Source organism: Streptomyces sp. LUP30 (assembly GCF_001746365.1).
In the GTDB taxonomy this organism is placed as follows: domain Bacteria; phylum Actinomycetota; class Actinomycetes; order Streptomycetales; family Streptomycetaceae; genus Streptomyces.
In genome coordinates this window covers 1-16,201 of the sequence record NZ_MJAJ01000030.1, presented here as the reverse complement: position 1 = coordinate 16,201, position 16,201 = coordinate 1, and the positions used below count along the sequence as shown (strand labels likewise).

At 71.9% G+C, this 16,201-nt stretch carries 13 protein-coding genes; 8 read left to right on the top strand and 5 right to left on the bottom strand.

Features of this window, described 5'->3' with window-relative positions; all coding sequences use genetic code 11:
• The first annotated feature begins 142 nt into the window (after positions 1-142).
• The 5 genes from tkt to pgl are packed head-to-tail and all read left to right on the top strand — an operon-like array spanning position 143 to position 6,839.
• Positions 143-2,230 (top strand): transketolase, encoded by a 2,088-nt coding sequence (gene tkt, locus BG482_RS23625; protein WP_069771113.1) that lies wholly within the window; start codon positions 143-145, stop codon positions 2,228-2,230.
• 32 nt (positions 2,231-2,262) lie between these two features.
• On the top strand, positions 2,263-3,381 hold the full coding sequence (gene tal / locus BG482_RS23620; RefSeq protein WP_069771112.1) for a transaldolase: 1,119 nt from the start codon (positions 2,263-2,265) through the stop codon (positions 3,379-3,381).
• Positions 3,382-3,385: 4 nt separating this feature from the next.
• Positions 3,386-4,933: a glucose-6-phosphate dehydrogenase gene (zwf, locus tag BG482_RS23615; RefSeq protein WP_069771111.1), complete on the top strand. Its 1,548-nt coding sequence runs from the start codon at positions 3,386-3,388 to the stop codon at positions 4,931-4,933.
• The gene (opcA, locus tag BG482_RS23610; protein WP_069771110.1) at positions 4,930-6,060 is read left to right on the top strand and encodes a glucose-6-phosphate dehydrogenase assembly protein OpcA; all 1,131 of its coding nucleotides are present in this window, start codon (positions 4,930-4,932) and stop codon (positions 6,058-6,060) included. The genes zwf and opcA overlap by 4 nt, the downstream gene beginning before the upstream one ends.
• A complete protein-coding gene (pgl, locus tag BG482_RS23605; RefSeq protein WP_069771109.1) occupies positions 6,057-6,839 on the top strand; it encodes a 6-phosphogluconolactonase in 783 nt (260 codons plus the stop codon). Before opcA ends, pgl begins: the two co-directional genes overlap by 4 nt.
• Positions 6,840-6,920: 81 nt before the next feature.
• Here pgl and BG482_RS23600 read toward each other — a convergent pair whose 3' ends face one another.
• The 5 genes from BG482_RS23600 to BG482_RS23580 all read right to left on the bottom strand — a co-directional run bounded on the left by BG482_RS23600 (position 6,921) and on the right by BG482_RS23580 (position 13,648).
• The gene (locus BG482_RS23600) at positions 6,921-7,760 is read right to left on the bottom strand and encodes a carbohydrate ABC transporter permease (RefSeq protein ID WP_069771108.1); all 840 of its coding nucleotides are present in this window, start codon (positions 7,758-7,760) and stop codon (positions 6,921-6,923) included.
• Positions 7,757-9,112, bottom strand: a complete 1,356-nt coding sequence (locus BG482_RS23595) for an ABC transporter permease subunit (protein ID WP_069771107.1) — start codon at positions 9,110-9,112, stop codon at positions 7,757-7,759. Before BG482_RS23595 ends, BG482_RS23600 begins: the two co-directional genes overlap by 4 nt.
• Positions 9,113-9,117: 5 nt before the next feature.
• A complete protein-coding gene (locus BG482_RS23590; protein WP_069771106.1) occupies positions 9,118-10,446 on the bottom strand; it encodes an ABC transporter substrate-binding protein in 1,329 nt (442 codons plus the stop codon).
• Positions 10,447-10,507: 61 nt separating this feature from the next.
• Entirely contained in the window at positions 10,508-12,130 is a 1,623-nt protein-coding gene (locus BG482_RS23585; protein WP_069771105.1) for an alpha-amylase family glycosyl hydrolase, read from the bottom strand.
• A 246-nt stretch (positions 12,131-12,376) separates the two neighbouring features.
• Positions 12,377-13,648: an ABC transporter substrate-binding protein gene (locus BG482_RS23580; RefSeq protein WP_069771104.1), complete on the bottom strand. Its 1,272-nt coding sequence runs from the start codon at positions 13,646-13,648 to the stop codon at positions 12,377-12,379.
• 121 nt (positions 13,649-13,769) lie between these two features.
• On the opposite strand from BG482_RS23580, the gene BG482_RS23575 reads away from it, so the two are divergent.
• From BG482_RS23575 to BG482_RS23565, 3 genes are all read left to right on the top strand, one after another.
• Positions 13,770-14,285, top strand: a complete 516-nt coding sequence (locus BG482_RS23575; RefSeq protein ID WP_069771103.1) for a PadR family transcriptional regulator — start codon at positions 13,770-13,772, stop codon at positions 14,283-14,285.
• The gene (locus BG482_RS23570; RefSeq protein ID WP_069771102.1) at positions 14,282-15,031 is read left to right on the top strand and encodes an ABC transporter ATP-binding protein; all 750 of its coding nucleotides are present in this window, start codon (positions 14,282-14,284) and stop codon (positions 15,029-15,031) included. Before BG482_RS23575 ends, BG482_RS23570 begins: the two co-directional genes overlap by 4 nt.
• A gap of 53 nt (positions 15,032-15,084) precedes the next feature.
• A partial coding sequence (locus tag BG482_RS23565) for an FtsX-like permease family protein (RefSeq protein ID WP_141746659.1) occupies positions 15,085-16,201 on the top strand: 1,117 nt, incomplete at its 3' end.

The window sequence follows — 16,201 nt, the reverse complement described above, 5'->3', positions numbered from 1 at the left end:
GCGGATCGCGAAGCTACCCGGCAGTCTGTAATGACTCGAAAAAATGCGCGTTCGCACGGGGGTAGGCTCGACAACGGCCGGTGGGCGCCGCGTGCACCGGCATTCGACATGCGTGACATGTGGAGAGGAGCCCTGACCCAGGGTGAGCACCAAGCCGACCACCACAGACCTCGAGTGGACCGAACTGGACCAGCGGGCCGTGGACACCGCCCGCGTCCTGGCCGCCGACGCCGTACAGAAGGTCGGCAACGGCCATCCCGGTACGGCGATGAGCCTCGCGCCTGCCGCGTACACCCTCTTCCAGAAGGTGATGCGGCACGACCCGGCGGACGCCGACTGGGTCGGCCGCGACCGCTTCGTGCTGTCCGCGGGACACTCGTCCCTGACGCTCTACACCCAGCTGTACCTGGCCGGCTTCGGTCTGGAGCTGGACGACCTGAAGTCGTTCCGCACCTGGGGTTCGAAGACCCCGGGGCACCCGGAGTACGGCCACACCACGGGCGTCGAGACGACCACCGGCCCGCTGGGCCAGGGCGTCGCCAACGCCGTGGGCATGGCCATGGCCGCCCGCTACGAGCGCGGCCTGTTCGACCCCGAGGCCCCGCAGGGCGAGTCGCCCTTCGACCACTTCGTCTTCGCGATCGCCGGCGACGGCTGCCTGCAGGAGGGCATCTCCGCGGAGGCGTCCTCGATGGCCGGCCACCAGAAGCTCGGCAACCTGATCCTGCTGTGGGACGACAACCACATCTCGATCGAGGGCGACACCGAGACGGCCGTGTCCGAGGACACCGTCAAGCGGTACGAGGCCTACGGCTGGCACGTGCAGCGCGTGGCCCCGAAGCCGGACGGCGACCTGGACCCGCACGCCCTCTACGACGCGATCGAGGCCGCGAAGGCGGTGACGGACAAGCCGTCCTTCATCGCGATGCGCTCGATCATCGCCTGGCCCGCGCCGAACGCGCAGAACACCGAGGCCGCCCACGGCTCGGCCCTCGGCGACGACGAGGTCGCGGCCACCAAGCGCGTCCTGGGCTTCGACCCGGACAAGTCGTTCGACGTCGCGGGCGACGTCATCGCGCACACCCGGGGCGCCCTGGAGCGCGGCCAGGCGGCCCGCGCCGTGTGGGAGAAGTCCTTCCAGCAGTGGCGGGACAACAACCCCGACCGCGCCGCCGAGTACGACCGCATCGCCGCGGGCGAGCTGCCGGCCGGCTGGGAGGAGAAGCTCCCGGTCTTCGAGCCCGGCAAGGGCGTCGCCACGCGTGCCGCGTCCGGCAAGGTGCTCCAGGCGCTCGGCGCGGTGATCCCCGAACTGTGGGGCGGCTCCGCCGACCTCGCCGGCTCCAACAACACGACGATCGACAAGACGTCGTCGTTCCTGCCCGAGGGCAACCCGCTGCCCGAGGCGAGCCCGTACGGCCGCACCGTGCACTTCGGCATCCGTGAGCACTCGATGGCCGCGGAGATGAACGGCATCGCCCTGCACGGCAACACCCGCATCTACGGCGGCACCTTCCTGGTGTTCTCCGACTACATGCGCAACGCCGTCCGGCTGTCGGCCCTGATGCACGTCCCGGTGACGTACGTCTGGACGCACGACTCCATCGGCCTCGGCGAGGACGGTCCGACCCACCAGCCGGTCGAGCACCTCGCGTCGCTGCGCGCCATCCCGGGCCTGAACGTGGTCCGCCCGGCCGACGCCAACGAGACCGCGATCGCCTGGCGCGAGATCCTCAAGCGCTGGACGAAGGTCTTCGGCAAGGGCGCCCCGCACGGCCTGGTCCTCACCCGCCAGGGCGTGCCCACCTACGAGCCGAACGAGGACGCCGCCAAGGGCGGGTACGTGCTGTTCGAGGCCTCCACGGGGACGCCGGAGGCGATCCTCGTCGCGACCGGCTCCGAGGTGCACGTCGCCGTCGAGGCGCGCGAGCGGCTGGAAGCCGACGGCGTGCCCACGCGCGTCGTGTCGATGCCGTCCGTGGAGTGGTTCGAGGAGCAGGACCAGGGGTACCGGGACAGCGTCCTGCCCCCGTCCGTCAGGGCCCGCGTCGCGGTCGAGGCGGGTATCGGTCTGACCTGGCACAAGTACGTCGGTGACGCCGGTCGCATCGTTTCCCTGGAGCACTTCGGTGCTTCCGCCGACGGCAAGGTCCTCTTCCAGGAGTACGGCTTCACTGCCGAGAACGTGGCCGCGAAGGCCCGGGAATCCCTCGCCGCCGCCCAGCGCTGACGCTCACATACGACCGTAGGAGATGTAATTCCATGACAGACGCACTCAAGCGCCTCTCCGAAGAAGGCGTCGCGATCTGGCTGGACGACCTGTCGCGCAAGCGGATCACGTCCGGCAACCTCGCCGAGCTGATCGACCAGCAGCACGTCGTGGGCGTCACCACCAACCCGTCGATCTTCCAGAAGGCGATCTCGCAGGGCGACGGCTACGACCAGCAGCTGTCGGACCTCGCCGCCCGCAAGGTGACCGTCGAAGAGGCCATCCGCATGATCACGACGGCGGACGTCCGTGACGCCGCCGACATCCTGCGCCCGGTCTTCGACGCCACCGGCGGCCAGGACGGCCGGGTGTCCATCGAGGTCGACCCGCGCCTGGCGCACCACACCAAGCCGACGGTCGCCGAGGCCAAGCAGCTCGCCTGGCTGGTCGACCGCCCCAACACGCTCATCAAGATCCCGGCCACGATGGGCGGCCTGCCGGCCATCACCGAGGTCATCGGCCTGGGCATCAGCGTCAACGTCACGCTGATCTTCTCGCTGGAGCGCTACCGCCAGGTCATGGACGCCTACCTGTCCGGCCTGGAGCAGGCCAAGGAGCGCGGCCTGGACCTGTCGAAGATCCACTCCGTGGCGTCCTTCTTCGTGTCCCGCGTGGACACCGAGATCGACAAGCGGCTCGACGCGCTCGGCACCGACGAGGCCAAGGCCGCCCGCGGCAAGGCCGGTCTCGCCAACGCGCGGCTCGCCTACCAGGCGTACGAGGAGGTCTTCGCCGGCGAGCGCTGGGCCGCGCTGGAGAAGGCGGGCGCCAACAAGCAGCGTCCGCTGTGGGCCTCCACCGGTGTGAAGGACCCCGCCTACAAGGACACCCTGTACGTGGACGACCTGGTGGCGCCGAACACGGTGAACACCATGCCGGAGGCGACCCTGTTCGCCGCCGAGGACCGCGGGCGGATCACCGGCAACACCATCGCCGGCACCTACGAGCAGGCCCGCGCCGAGATCGACGCCGTCGAGAAGCTCGGGATCTCCTACGACGAGGTGGTCCAGCTCCTCGAGGACGAGGGCGTCGACAAGTTCGAGGCGTCCTGGAACGACCTGCTCAAGTCGACCGAGGCAGAGCTGGAGCGCCTCGCCCCCTCGGAGGGCTGAGAACTTGTCGCCCCTTTCCGGCCTTTCCGGTCCCGGAGCCAACCCGCTCCGTGACCCCGCCGACCGACGGCTCCCGCGTATCGCGGGGCCGTCGGGCCTGGTCATCTTCGGCGTCACGGGCGACCTGTCCCGGAAGAAGCTCATGCCCGCCGTGTACGACCTCGCCAACCGGGGTCTGCTGCCGCCGGGCTTCTCGCTGGTCGGCTTCGCCCGCCGCGAGTGGGAGCACGAGGACTTCGCACAGGAGGTCCACGACGCGGTCAAGGAGCACGCCCGCACGCCCTTCCGCGAGGAGGTCTGGCAGCAGCTCGTCCAGGGCATGCGCTTCGTCCAGGGCACCTTCGACGACGACGAGGCCTTCGAGCGGCTGCGCGCCACCATCGAGGAACTCGACAAGGCACAGGGCACGGGCGGCAACTTCGCCTTCTACCTGTCCGTGCCGCCGCGCTCCTTCCCGGTGGTCATCCAGCAGCTGAAGAAGCACGGGCTGGCCGACCAGAAGAACGGCTCCTGGCGGCGGGCGGTCATCGAGAAGCCCTTCGGCCACGACCTCGCCTCGGCCGAGGAGCTCAACAAGGTCGTGCACGAGGTCTTCGGCTCGGACCAGGTCTTCCGCATCGACCACTACCTCGGCAAGGAGACCGTCCAGAACATCCTGGCGCTCCGCTTCGCCAACACCATGTTCGAGCCGATCTGGAACCGGTCCTTCGTGGACCACGTGCAGATCACCATGGCCGAGGACATCGGCATCGGCGGCCGGGCCGGCTACTACGACGGCATCGGCGCCGCCCGTGACGTCATCCAGAACCACCTGCTCCAGCTCATGGCGCTCACGGCCATGGAGGAGCCGGCCTCCTTCGACGCGGACGCGCTCGCCGCCGAGAAGACCAAGGTGCTCGGCGCCGTCCGGCTGCCGAAGGACCTGGGCCGCGACACCGTGCGCGGTCAGTACGCGGCGGGCTGGCAGGGCGGCGAGAAGGCCGTCGGCTATCTCGAAGAGGACGGCATCGACCCCAAGTCGAAGACCGACACCTACGCGGCCGTCAAGCTGGGCGTGGACAACCGCCGCTGGGCGGGCGTCCCGTTCTATCTGCGCACCGGCAAGCGCCTCGGCCGCCGGGTCACGGAGATCGCGGTCGTCTTCCAGCGGGCGCCGCACTCCCCCTTCGACTCCACCGCCACCGAGGAGCTCGGGGCCAACGCGATCGTCATCCGCGTCCAGCCGGACGAGGGCATCACGGTCCGCTTCGGCTCCAAGGTCCCCGGCACGTCGATGGAGATCCGGGACGTGTCGATGGACTTCGCCTACGGCGAGTCCTTCACGGAGTCCTCGCCCGAGGCGTACGAGCGGCTGATCCTCGATGTGCTGCTGGGCGACTCGAACCTCTTCCCCCGCACGGAAGAGGTGGAACTGTCCTGGAAGATCCTCGACCCGATCGAGCAGTACTGGGACAAGAACGGCAAGCCCGCGCAGTACCCGTCCGGCACATGGGGGCCGGTCGAGGCCGAGCAGATGCTCGAGCGAGACGGACGGAGCTGGCGCCGGCCATGAAGACAGACCTCACGGACACCACTGCCAGCAAGATCAACAAGGCGTTGGTGCAGGGCCGCCGCGCGATAGGCACCCCCGCCGTCGGCATGGTGCTCACCCTCGTCGTCGTCACGGACGAGGAGAACGCCTACGACGCCCTGAAGGCCGCCGACGACGCGTCGCACGAGCATCCCTCGCGCACGCTGGTGGTCATCAAGCGCGTCTCGCGCTCTTCCCGGGGCCGCACCCAGTCCCGCCTGGACGCCGAGGTGCGGCTGGGCGCGGACGCCGGCAGCGGCGAGACGGTCATCCTCCGGCTGTACGGCGAGGTGTCCGACCACGCCCAGTCGGTTGTCCTGCCACTGCTGCTGCCGGACGCGCCGGTGGTGGTCTGGTGGTCGGTGGACGCCCCGCGCGACCCGGCGGGCGATCCGCTGGGCGCCCTGGGCCAGCGCCGGGTCACCGACAGCTACGCGGCCGAGAAGCCCATCGGTGAACTGCGGGCCCGGGCCGACAGCTACGAGCCGGGCGACACCGACCTGGCGTGGGCCCGGATCACCCCGTGGCGCTCGATGCTGGCCGCCGCCCTCGACCAGGTCAGCTGCGAGATCGTGTCCGCCGAAGTAGCGGGCGAGGAGGCCAACCCGAGCGTCGAGCTGCTCGCCATGTGGCTCGCCGACCGGCTCCACGTCCACGTCCGTCGCGCGGTCTCGGCCGGCCCGGGTCTGACCCAGGTCCGGATGGAGACCACCGGCGGCCCGATCACGCTGCACCGGTCGGACGGGGCGATGGCCACCCTGGCCCTGCCGGGCCAGCCGGACCGCGCGGTGGCGCTCAAGCGGCGTGAGACGTCCGAGCTGCTCGCGGAGGAGCTGCGCAGGCTCGACCCCGACGACACGTACGCGTCCGCGCTGCGGTTCGGCGTGGACCGGCTCGGCGGCCAGTCGGCCGCGGAGCGCGAGGCGGAGCGGGCCGCGGCGGCCGCTCAGCCCACGCCGGCTCTCCCGGTGCGCACGGTGACGGAGCCTGCGGCCGCCGACCGCGAGGCCGAACCGGCCCGTCCGGCCGCCGTCCCGGCGAGCCAGGGCGACGCGGACCGGCCCTCTCCGGCGCAGATGCCCCCGGTCAGGAAAGCGGATCCGCAGTGAGCACCCCTCAGCTGGTCGTGCACCACGACAAGGAGCTGATGGCGCAGGCCGCCGCGGCCCGTCTGATCACGAAGATCGTGGACGCCCAGGCCTCCCGGGGCCTGGCGTCCGTGGTCCTCACGGGCGGCCGCAACGGCAACGGACTGCTCGCCGCGCTGGCGGCCGCGCCGGCCCGGGACGCCGTCGACTGGAGCCGTCTCGACCTGTGGTGGGGCGACGAACGGTTCCTGCCCGAGGGCGACCCGGAGCGCAACGTCACGCAGGCCCGCGAGGCCCTGCTGGACTCCGTCCCCGTGGACCCCGAGCGCGTGCACGCCATGCCCGCGTCCGACGGTCCGCACGGCACGGACGTGGAGGCGGCCGCGGTCGCCTACGCCGAGGAGCTGGCCCGCGCGGCCGGTCCCGGCAACCATGGCGCCGTGCCCACGTTCGACGTCCTGATGCTGGGCGTCGGCCCGGACACCCATGTGGCCTCGCTCTTCCCGGAGCTGCCCGCCGTGCGGGAGACCGAGCGCACGGTGGTGGGCGTGCGCGGCGCGCCCAAGCCCCCGCCGACCCGGGTCACCCTCACCCTCCCGGCGATCCGGGCGGCCCGCGAGGTGTGGCTGCTCGCGGCCGGCGAGGACAAGGCGCAGGCCGCGGCGATCGCGCTGTCCGGCGCGGGCGAGATCCAGGCCCCGGCGGCGGGCGCCCGGGGCCGGTCCCGCACGCTGTGGCTGCTGGACTCGGCGGCGGCCTCCCGGCTGCCGAGGTCGCTGTACCCTCCGGCCTCGCCGTGAGCGAGGGGCGGCGGGGGTGTCCCACCCCCGCCGCCCACGCCGGCGCCCGCGTTTTGGGGCGGAACTCCCGGTCGGGCGGGGCTACTTGACCGACCCCGCCATCACCCCCTGCACGAAGTGCCGTTGGAAGGCGAAGAACACGGCCACCGGGACGATCAGGGACAGGAACGCGCCCGGGGCCAGTACGTCGATGTTGCTGCCGAACTGCCGTACCTGGGACTGCAGGGCGACGGTCAGGGGCTGTGCGGAGCTGTCGGCGAACAGCAGGGCCACGAGCATGTCGTTCCACACCCACAGGAACTGGAAGATGGCGAGGCTCGCGAGGGCGGGCCGGCCCACCGGCAACACCAGCCGGGTGAAGATCCGCCATTCGCTGCCGCCGTCCATCCGGGCCGCCTCCAGCATCTCCTTCGGCATCTCGGCGAAGTAGTTGCGCAGCAGGAACACCGCGAACGGCAGCCCGTAGGCCACGTGGAACAGCACCACGCCGGGGATCGTGCCGAACAGGCCCAGCTGTCCGAAGAGTTTGGCCACCGGCAGCAGCCCGATCTGCACGGGCACCACCAGCAGCGCCACCACGCCGAGGAAGACGGCGTCCCGGCCCGGGAAGTCCAGCCACGCGAACGCGTATCCGGCCAGGGCAGCGAGCACCACGACCAGGACGGTCGTCGGCACCGAGATCAGCACCGTGTTCCAGAAGGCCTGGGTCATGCCCGAGTTCGCCAGCAGCGCCGAGTAGTTGTCGAAGGACAGCTGCCCGGGGGCGGCGAACACCGTCCACCAGCCGCCCTTCGCGGTGTCCTGGGCGGACCGCAGCGAGGACAGGAACAGCCCCGCCAGCGGCGTCACCCAGATCAGGCCCACCAGCACGAGCAGGACCTGCACGACACCGTTGCCCAGACCGCGCCGTACCGCGTTCATCGCTGGCTCCTTCGGAAACGACGGACGTTGAAGACCATGGCCGGGACCACCAGGAGCAGCAGCAGGACGCCGAGGGCGCTGCCCAGTCCCTGGTTGTTGCCGCCGCCGAACGACACCAGCCACATCTGCGTGGCGAGGACGGTCGCGTCCTCCTGCACCGGGCCCGGGGCGATGATGTAGACGAGGTCGAACACCTTCAGCACGTTGATCACCAGCGTCACGAAGACCACGGTCAGGACGGGCGCCAGCAGGGGGACGGTGATCCGCCAGAAGATCTGCCACTCGTTCGCCCCGTCCATGCGCGCCGCTTCGAGCGCGTCGCGGGGCAGTGCCGCGAGCCCCGCGCCGATGAGCACCATCGCGAAGCCGGTCCAGATCCACAGGTACGCCCCGATGATCGCCGGGGTGACGAGCGCGGGACCGAGCCAGGAGACGCCGTCGTAGGGCTGGGCGAAGTTCGACGCGGGCAGCTTCAGCGTGTACGGGCCCGCGGTCAGCCCGGAGAAGGAGAACGAGCCGTCCGCGGCCGTCGTGGTGCTCGCCACCGTCCGGCCGTCGCGCACCGCCTCGACCTTCGTCCGCGGCAGCCCGCTCTCGCGCGGGTCGACCCTGCCCTGCTCTCCTCCTCCGCCGGGGGTGAAGTCCAGGTAGACGACGCCGCGCAGCTCGCCGGGCGCGGCCCTGCGGGCGGCGGCCGGATGGGCGGCCCGGGCGTCCGCGGGCAGGTCCTTCGGCGGGACGCCGACCAGGGGGAGGGCCACCGAGTCCCCCGGCGCCGCGCTCGCGCGCGTCCGGTAGGAGCCGTCCGCGTCCCCGGTCAGGGTCCCGCCCTCGCGGGCGCGGCCCTCGGGGTAGGGCGACGTGCCCTGGAAGGCGTCGTGGACCGAGACGACGGCGGCGTTCAGGACGCCCTTGTCCGGGTCCTCGTCGTACGCCAGCCGGAAGATGATGCCCGCCGCGAGGAAGGACACCGCCATCGGCATGAACAGCAGCAGTTTGAACGCCGTCGCCCAGCGGACCTTCTCCACCAGGACGGCGAGGACCAGGCCGAGACCGGTGAGCAGGGCCGGCGCCACGACGACCCAGACGGCCGTGTTGCGCACGGCCTTGAGGGTGGCCGGGTCGTGGAACATCTCGGTGTAGTTGTCGCCGCCCACGAAGCGGGTGCCGGACGCGTCGAAGAAGCTGCGGCCGATGGAGAACAGCACGGGGTAGACGACGAGCGCGCCGAGCAGGAGCAGTGCCGGGAACGCGAACAGCAGGGCGATGATCCGGCCCCGCCGCCTGGGGCGTCCGGGGCGGGCGGCGGCGACGGGAGGTGGGCTCGCCTCTTTCAGCAGGGTCGCGGTCATGGCCGTCAGCCCTTGTACGCCTTGGCGGCCGCGGTCTCGAGCCGTGCCGCGGTCCCCTTCGGGTCGGACGGGTCGCGCAGGAAGTCCTGCAGCAGCTTCCACTCCCCCGCGCCCTTGGTGCCGCCGAAGGCCGCCGGCGCCTGGTCGGACATGTCGAAGCGGACCGAGTCCCCGGCGCCCACGAGGGACTTGGCGGTCGCCCGGGTGACGTCGTCGCCGTACGAGGCGAGGTCGAGCGCCTTGTTCGGGGACAGGAAGCCGCCGGCCTTCGCCCACACGGCCGCGGCCTCGGGGGTCGCCAGGTACTCCAGGAGCGCCATGCCGGCCTTGGTGTTCTTGCCGTCCTTGAGGACGACGGCCGCGTCGCCGCCGCTGACCACCGGGGCCTTGCCGCCGTCGACCGCGGGGAAGGGGAAGAAGTTCGCGTCCTGGCCGATGGCCCTGCCGAACTGGTCCTTGGCGACCCCGGCGACGAAGTCGCCCTCGTAGACCATCCCCGCCTCGGGCTTCGGCCCGAACACCTTCTCCACCGAGCCCGGGAAGTCCGTGTTGAGCGCCCCCTTCCGGCCGCCGGCTATCAGCTGCTTGTCCTTGAAGAGCTCGCCGAGCGTGCCGAGCGCCCGGACCACCGACGCGTCGGTCCACGGCAGCTTGTGGGCGGCGAGGGCGTCGTACTTCTCTGGTCCGGCCTGGGAGAGGTAGACGTTCTCGAACCAGTCGGTGAGCGTCCAGCCGTCCTGCCCGGCCACGGAGAAGGCGGCGAGACCGGAGTCGGAGACGGTGTGCCCGGCCTTCAGCAGGGCGTCGTAGGTGGTCGGTGGCTTGACGCCGGCCTGGGTGAGGGCGTCCGGGCTGTACCAGACGGTCGATTTGTGGGCGGCCTTGAAGTAGAGGCCGTAGAGGCTGCCGTCGACGCTGCCGTAGTTCTTCCACACGCTCGCGTAGTTGCCGTCGACGGCCTTGCGGACGGTCGGGGACAGCGGCTTGAGCCAGCCGCTCCTGGCGAACTGTTGCAACACGCCGACCTGGGGGACCATCACCACGTCGGGGGCGTTGCCGCCCTCGATCTTGCTGCCGACGACGGTGGAGACGTTGTCCCCGGTGGACACGAACTGCGTCTTGGCGCCGGTCTTGTCGCCGAACGCGTCCAGCACCTTCTGGAAGTTCTTCTGCTCGCTGCCGGACCAGACGCCGGCCACGGTGACGGTCTGGCCGCTGAGCGCCTGGTCGCCGCCGCCGGCCGCGACCGGGTCGCCGCCTCCGCAGGCGGTGGCGCCGAGCGCCAGGACCAGGGCGGTGCAGCCGGTGAGCAGGGTGGTACGTCGTCGCATCATCGTTGATGTCCCTTCGGGGGATGGGGAAATGACGGTCGATCGGGCCGTACGGGAAGGCCGGTCAGAGGTCGGTGAGCCACCAGGCCGCCGTCGAACCGGGGAGCACCCCGGCCGGGCAGGGGCCGCTGGACAACAGGGGTGTGCCGGAGACCGGTGCGGGCGTGGGCGCGGTGCCGAAGTTGACGGCGCAGACGAGGCCGTCACCGCGGGTGAAGCCGAGGACGCCCGGGGCGGTGTCCAGCCAGCGCAGCGTGCCCTCGCCCAACTGGTCGAGCGAGGCGCGCAGTTGGAGGCCGTCGCGGTACAGGTGCCAGAAGGAGCGGGTGTCGGCGAGGGCGCGGTCGGTGGCGTACTCGGCGAAGTACTCGGGCTGCGGCAGCCAGGGCCTCGCGCTCTCGGCGCCGGAGGTGAAGCCGAACGGCGAGGCCTGCCCGGACCAGGGCAGCGGCACCCGGCAGCCGTCACGGATGCGGGCGCGGCTGCCGGTGCGGTGGAAGATCGGGTCGGTGAGGACGTCGTCGGGCAGGTCGACGACCTCGGGCAGGCCCAGCTCCTCGCCCTGGTAGATGTACGCGGCTCCGGGCAGCGCCAGCATCAGGAGCGCGGCGGCACGGGCGCGGGCGGGGCCGAGGCCGCTGCCCTCGGTGGCGGGTTCGCCGTAGCGGGTGACGGTGCGGACCTGGTCGTGGTTGTTGAGGACCCAGGTGACCGTGGAGCCGGTGCCGGCGATGTCCTGCATGGCCTCGGAGACGACCTTGCGGAAGGCGTCGGCGTCCCAGGGGGCGCTGAGCAGGTCGAAGAAGAAGGCCTGGTGCAGTTCGTCCGGCCGGACGTAGCGGGCGTGTTCGCGGGCCGTGGGTACGGACACCTCCCCCACCAGCAGCCGTTCACGGCCGTCGCGTGCGGCGTACGCGTCGCACACCGAGCGCCAGCGCCGCCACACGTCGTGCACCTCGGGCTGGTTCCAGGCGAGCGGGTTGACCGAGTCGCGGGTGCGGGCGTCGGCCTCCGGGTCCGGGGAGTCGGGCAGCTCCGGGTGCTTGAAGAGACCGGCCGCCACGTCGATGCGGAAACCGTCCACGCCCCGGTCGAGCCAGAAGCGCAGCGTCCGGTCGAACTCCGCGGCCACCTCGGGGTCGCGCCAGTTCCAGTCCGGCTGCTCGGGCGTGAACATGTGCAGGTACCACTGGCCGGGCCGGCCGTCGGCCCCGGTCACCCGGCTCCACGCCGGGCCGCCGAACATGGCGTGCCAGTTGTTGGGCGGCTCGTCGCCGTGCGGGCCGCGGCCGTCGGCGAAGTGGAAGCGGGCGCGGGCCGCGCTGCCGGGGGCGGCGGTGAGCGCCTCGCGGAACCAGGGGTGCTCGCTGGAGCAGTGGTTGGGGACGATGTCCAGGAGCACCCGGACGCCGAGCCGGCGGGCGGCCGCCATCAGCAGGTCGAACTCGGCGAGGTCGCCGAAGACGGGGTCGACGTCGCGGTAGTCGGCCACGTCGTAGCCGTGGTCGTGCTGCGGCGAGGGGTAGAAGGGGCTCAGCCAGATCCCGTCGACGCCCAGCTTCTTGAGGTAGGGCAGCCCTGCCCTGACCCCGGCGAGATCGCCGATCCCGTCACCGGTGCTGTCCAGGAAACTGCGGACGTAGACCTGGTAGATCACGGCGTCGCGCCACCAAGGGAGCCTGTTCAACCCATTGCCCCGTCTCTGTGAAAGCCCTGCGGTAAGCCCCGCGGCAAGCCCTGCGGTTATGCATGCATGTTAGGTAGAGGTGTCGCGAGGGTGTCAATGAGAAGACGTAAGCTACTGGGCAGTTGGGAAGATATACCTGGACTTATCCGGGCATCCTCAGGCACAGTGAGGCCTGGGCGTTACCTAACATGTAACTAGAAGGGGCGGTGCCGCACCCGGCCCCCGGCCCGGCTCCGCCGTGCCGCGCTAGCGGTCCGAGACCGCCGCGAGCTCCCGCGCGAGCCGCCGCACCGCGTCCTCGGGCGTCTCGTGCCCGGTCATCGCGTCGCGCACGACCGCCTGCACGACCAGGCTGACCTGGTCGTACCGCGGGCTCTTGGGGCGCGGCGCGGCCCGGAGCACGCTCTCGCGCAGGGTCGGCAGATACGGGAACTCCCCCACCAGCGCGGGGTCGTCGTACAGCGCGGCGCGCACGGGCGGCAGCGCGCCGCGCACCAGGACCTGGCGCTGGACGGGCTCGCTGGTCAGATAGGCGATCAGCCGGGCGGCCGAGTCGGGGTGGCGCGCATGGGTGCTGACGGCCAGGTCGGAGCCCCCGAGGACGCTCCGGCCCGGCCCGGCCGGCCCGGGCAGCGGCACGGCGCCGATCTTCCCGGCGACCGGGGAGCCCGGGGCCGACGCGACGGCGTAGGCGTAGGGCCAGTTGCGGAGGAAGAGCAGACGTCCGTCACGGAAGGCCTGCTTGGACTCCTCCTCCTTGTAGGTGAGCGCCTGCCTCGGTATCCAGCCCTCGCGCACACCACGGGCGAGGAAGCCGATGCCTTCGCGGGCGGCCGCCGAGTTCACGGTGACCCGGGCGCCCTCGTCGCCGAGGATCGAGCCGCCCGCCGAGTAGACGGCCTCGGCCGCGTTGACGGTGAGGCCCTCGTAGGGCAGGAACTGGCCCGCGTAGCCGTCGAGCCCGTGTCTCGGGGCGATGGTCTTCGCGTCGCGCTCCAGCTCGGCCCAGGTGCGCGGCGGCGGGACGCCCTCCGCGGCGAGGACGTCCTTGCGGTAGAGGAGCAGGCCGGCGTTGGTCACGTACGGGACGGCGTAGAGCCGTCCGTCGTAGGTCGCGGTGTCGACGACCGGCCGCAGGAACGCCTTCAGCGGGAAGCGGTCCCGCGGGAGCGGGCGGATCCAGCCCGCCGCCGCGAACTCCGAGGTCCAGCTGACGTCGATGTTGAGGACGTCGAACCGGCTGCGGTCGCCGTCGCGCAGGTCCGTGGCCATCTGCGCGTGGGTCTCGTCCGCGGAGTCCGGCAGCTCCACGAGGGTGACCTCCTCGCCGGGATGGGTGCGGTTCCATCCCTCGAGGAGGGGGCCGAGGTAGCCGGTGAGGTCTCCGGCGGTGGCCAGGGTGAGCGGGCCGCGGTCGCCCGACGTGCCGTCGTCGGCGTGCGCGCCGGAGGCGACATAACCGGTCAGGACCACCACCAGCACGAGGAGGCCCCTACCGGCGGCGTGTATCCACCGCATAGGTTCCTCCCTGTACACCGGCGCCGGGCGCCCTCACCCTCCGTCAGGGGCCATGTATACCTGTTAGGTATGGGCGATACTAGGGCCTGGAGCACATTCGCGGACTAGGAGGACAGCACGAGTGCGCCTGCCCCTCCTGGCCCTCCTCGCGCGCGGCCCGGCCCACGGTTACGAGCTCAAGCAGGACCTTGAGCAACTGCTGGGGTCCGCGTACCCTCAGCCGAACGTCGGCCAGATCTATGTGACCCTCGGCCGTCTCGAGAAGACGGGACTGATCGAGGGCGAAGAGGTCGAACAGTCGAGCCGGCCCAACAAGAAGATCTACCGCCTCACCGACGCCGGGCGGGACGAACTGCGCGCCTGGTACGAGGAGACGGCGGACGAACCCCGGGTGCGGGACGAGTTCTTCATGAAGCTGGCCCTCGCTCCGCAGACCGGTCTCGCCGACCAGATCGCCCTCATCAACAGGCAACGGCGCCAGTACCTCACCACCATGCGCAACCTGTCGAAACTGGCCGCCGCCGAGAACCGCGACAACCGCGTCGCGCACCTCCTGATCGAGGGCGCGATGCTGCACCTGCAGGCCGACCTCGACTGGCTGGAACGGTGCCAGGAAGAGCTGGAGGAGCCGCAGTGAGCGACAGTCCCGCTCCCGTGCTGCGCGCCGAGCGACTGGTCAAGACGCACCACGGCGAAGGCGCCCCGGCGCATGCCGTGCGCGGGGTCGACCTGCGCGTGCGGCGGGGCGAATTCGTGGCGATCACCGGTCCGTCCGGCGCCGGGAAGTCGACGCTGCTGCACCTGCTGGGCGGTCTGCAACGGCCGGACAGCGGCAGCCTCTGGCTGGACGGCGAGTGCACCGACGACTACACCGAGGCGCGCTGGGCGGTCGAGCGCAGGAAACGCATCGGCATCGTCTTCCAGTTCTTCAATCTGGTGTCCAACCTGTCGGTCGCCGACAATGTGGAGCTCCCGGCCCTGCTCGCCGGGGTCTCCCCCCGGCGCGCGCGGGCCGAACGGGAGGAACTGCTGGCCGAGCTCGGGCTGACGGGCAAGGAACGGAGCATGCCCGGCGAGCTGTCCGGCGGTGAGCAGCAACGGGTCGCGCTGGCCCGGGCCCTGGTCAACCATCCGCCGCTGCTGCTGGCGGACGAGCCCGCGGGCAGTCTGGACAGCAAGGGCACCCGCGAGGTGACGCGGCTGCTGACCCGGTTCCACGGGCGCGGCCAGACGATCGTCCTGGTCACGCACGACGCCCGGCTGGCCAGCGCCGCCGACCGGGTGATCAGCTTCTTCGACGGACGGATCGCCGACGACGCGGAACTGGACGGCGCGCCTGCGCGCGGGGCGGGAACGTCCGGCGTGCTGGAGCTCAGGGACTGACATGCGGGTGGACGACCGTGCCGCCGCGTGGCGCGAGAGAAGAGGCTGAGCCGGTGCGAGCCGTTCTGCGCTGGGCGCACTCCGATCTGCGCACCCACCGTGGCGAGGCGCTGTTCCTCGTCCTCGCCACCGCCGGCATCGTCGTGTCGCTGCTGCTGGCCACGGCGCTGTTCGGGTACGCCACCAACCCCTGGCAGCGGGTGTTCGCACAGGCGCACGGCGCGCACGTGTATCTGCACACCGGCCCGTCCGCGCGGGTGGGAAAGCTGGCCGGGCTGGACGGCGTCGAGTCGGTGGCCGGCCCCTACCCCACCGCTTCCGCGACCGTCGTCTCGCGCGGCGCGCGCGCCTCCGTCGAACTGCGCGGCACACCGGCGCGGCCCTCCGTGGGCCGGCCGCTCCTGACGTCCGGCGCCTGGCTGGACCCGGCCAGCCCCGACGGCGTGGTCCTGGAGAGCCGCCTCGCCCGCGCGCTGCTCGCCGAACCCGGCGACACCCTCACCCTGCCCGGCACCGCGCGCAGGCTGACCGTCCTCGGCGTCGCCGACAGCGCCGAGCCGCGTTACCGGCCGGGTGAGCAGCCCGGGCTGGTGTGGGCGTTGCCGTCCGCCGTGCCCGACCCGGGGGGCGAGGTGATCGGACTGCGCCTGTCGGATCCCGGCGACACGGACTACATCGTCCAGCGCGCGGTCACCGTGCTCGGCTCCGGCGCCGTCAGCGAGGTCTCGACCTGGCGGCAGGCGCGGGCCGAGGCGCAGGGCGACAACCGCCTCCTCGGCCAGGTACTGGCGCTGTTCGGGCTCGGCGCGCTGGTCGCCGCGGGGCTCGCCGTGCACGGGGCGATCGCCACCCGCATCCGCGGCCATCTGCGGGACATCTCCGTCCTCAAGGCGATCGGGTTCACGCCGGGCCAGGTGGTCCGCGTCTTCCTGGTGCAGCACATCGCGTACGCGCTGCTGGGAGCCGTGGCCGCGGCGGCGCTCACCCAGGCGCTGGGCAGCCGGATCCCGGGGCGCTTCGGCGACGCCGTCGGCGTGTGGCAGGGGCTGCCCGGAACCGCCGTGGCGCTGCTCGCGGTGCCGGCGGGGGCGGTGCTGTTCATCGGCGCGACGACCGGCCTCGCGGCGTGGCGGGCCGGGCGGGTGCCGCCGGTACCGGTGGCACCCGCCC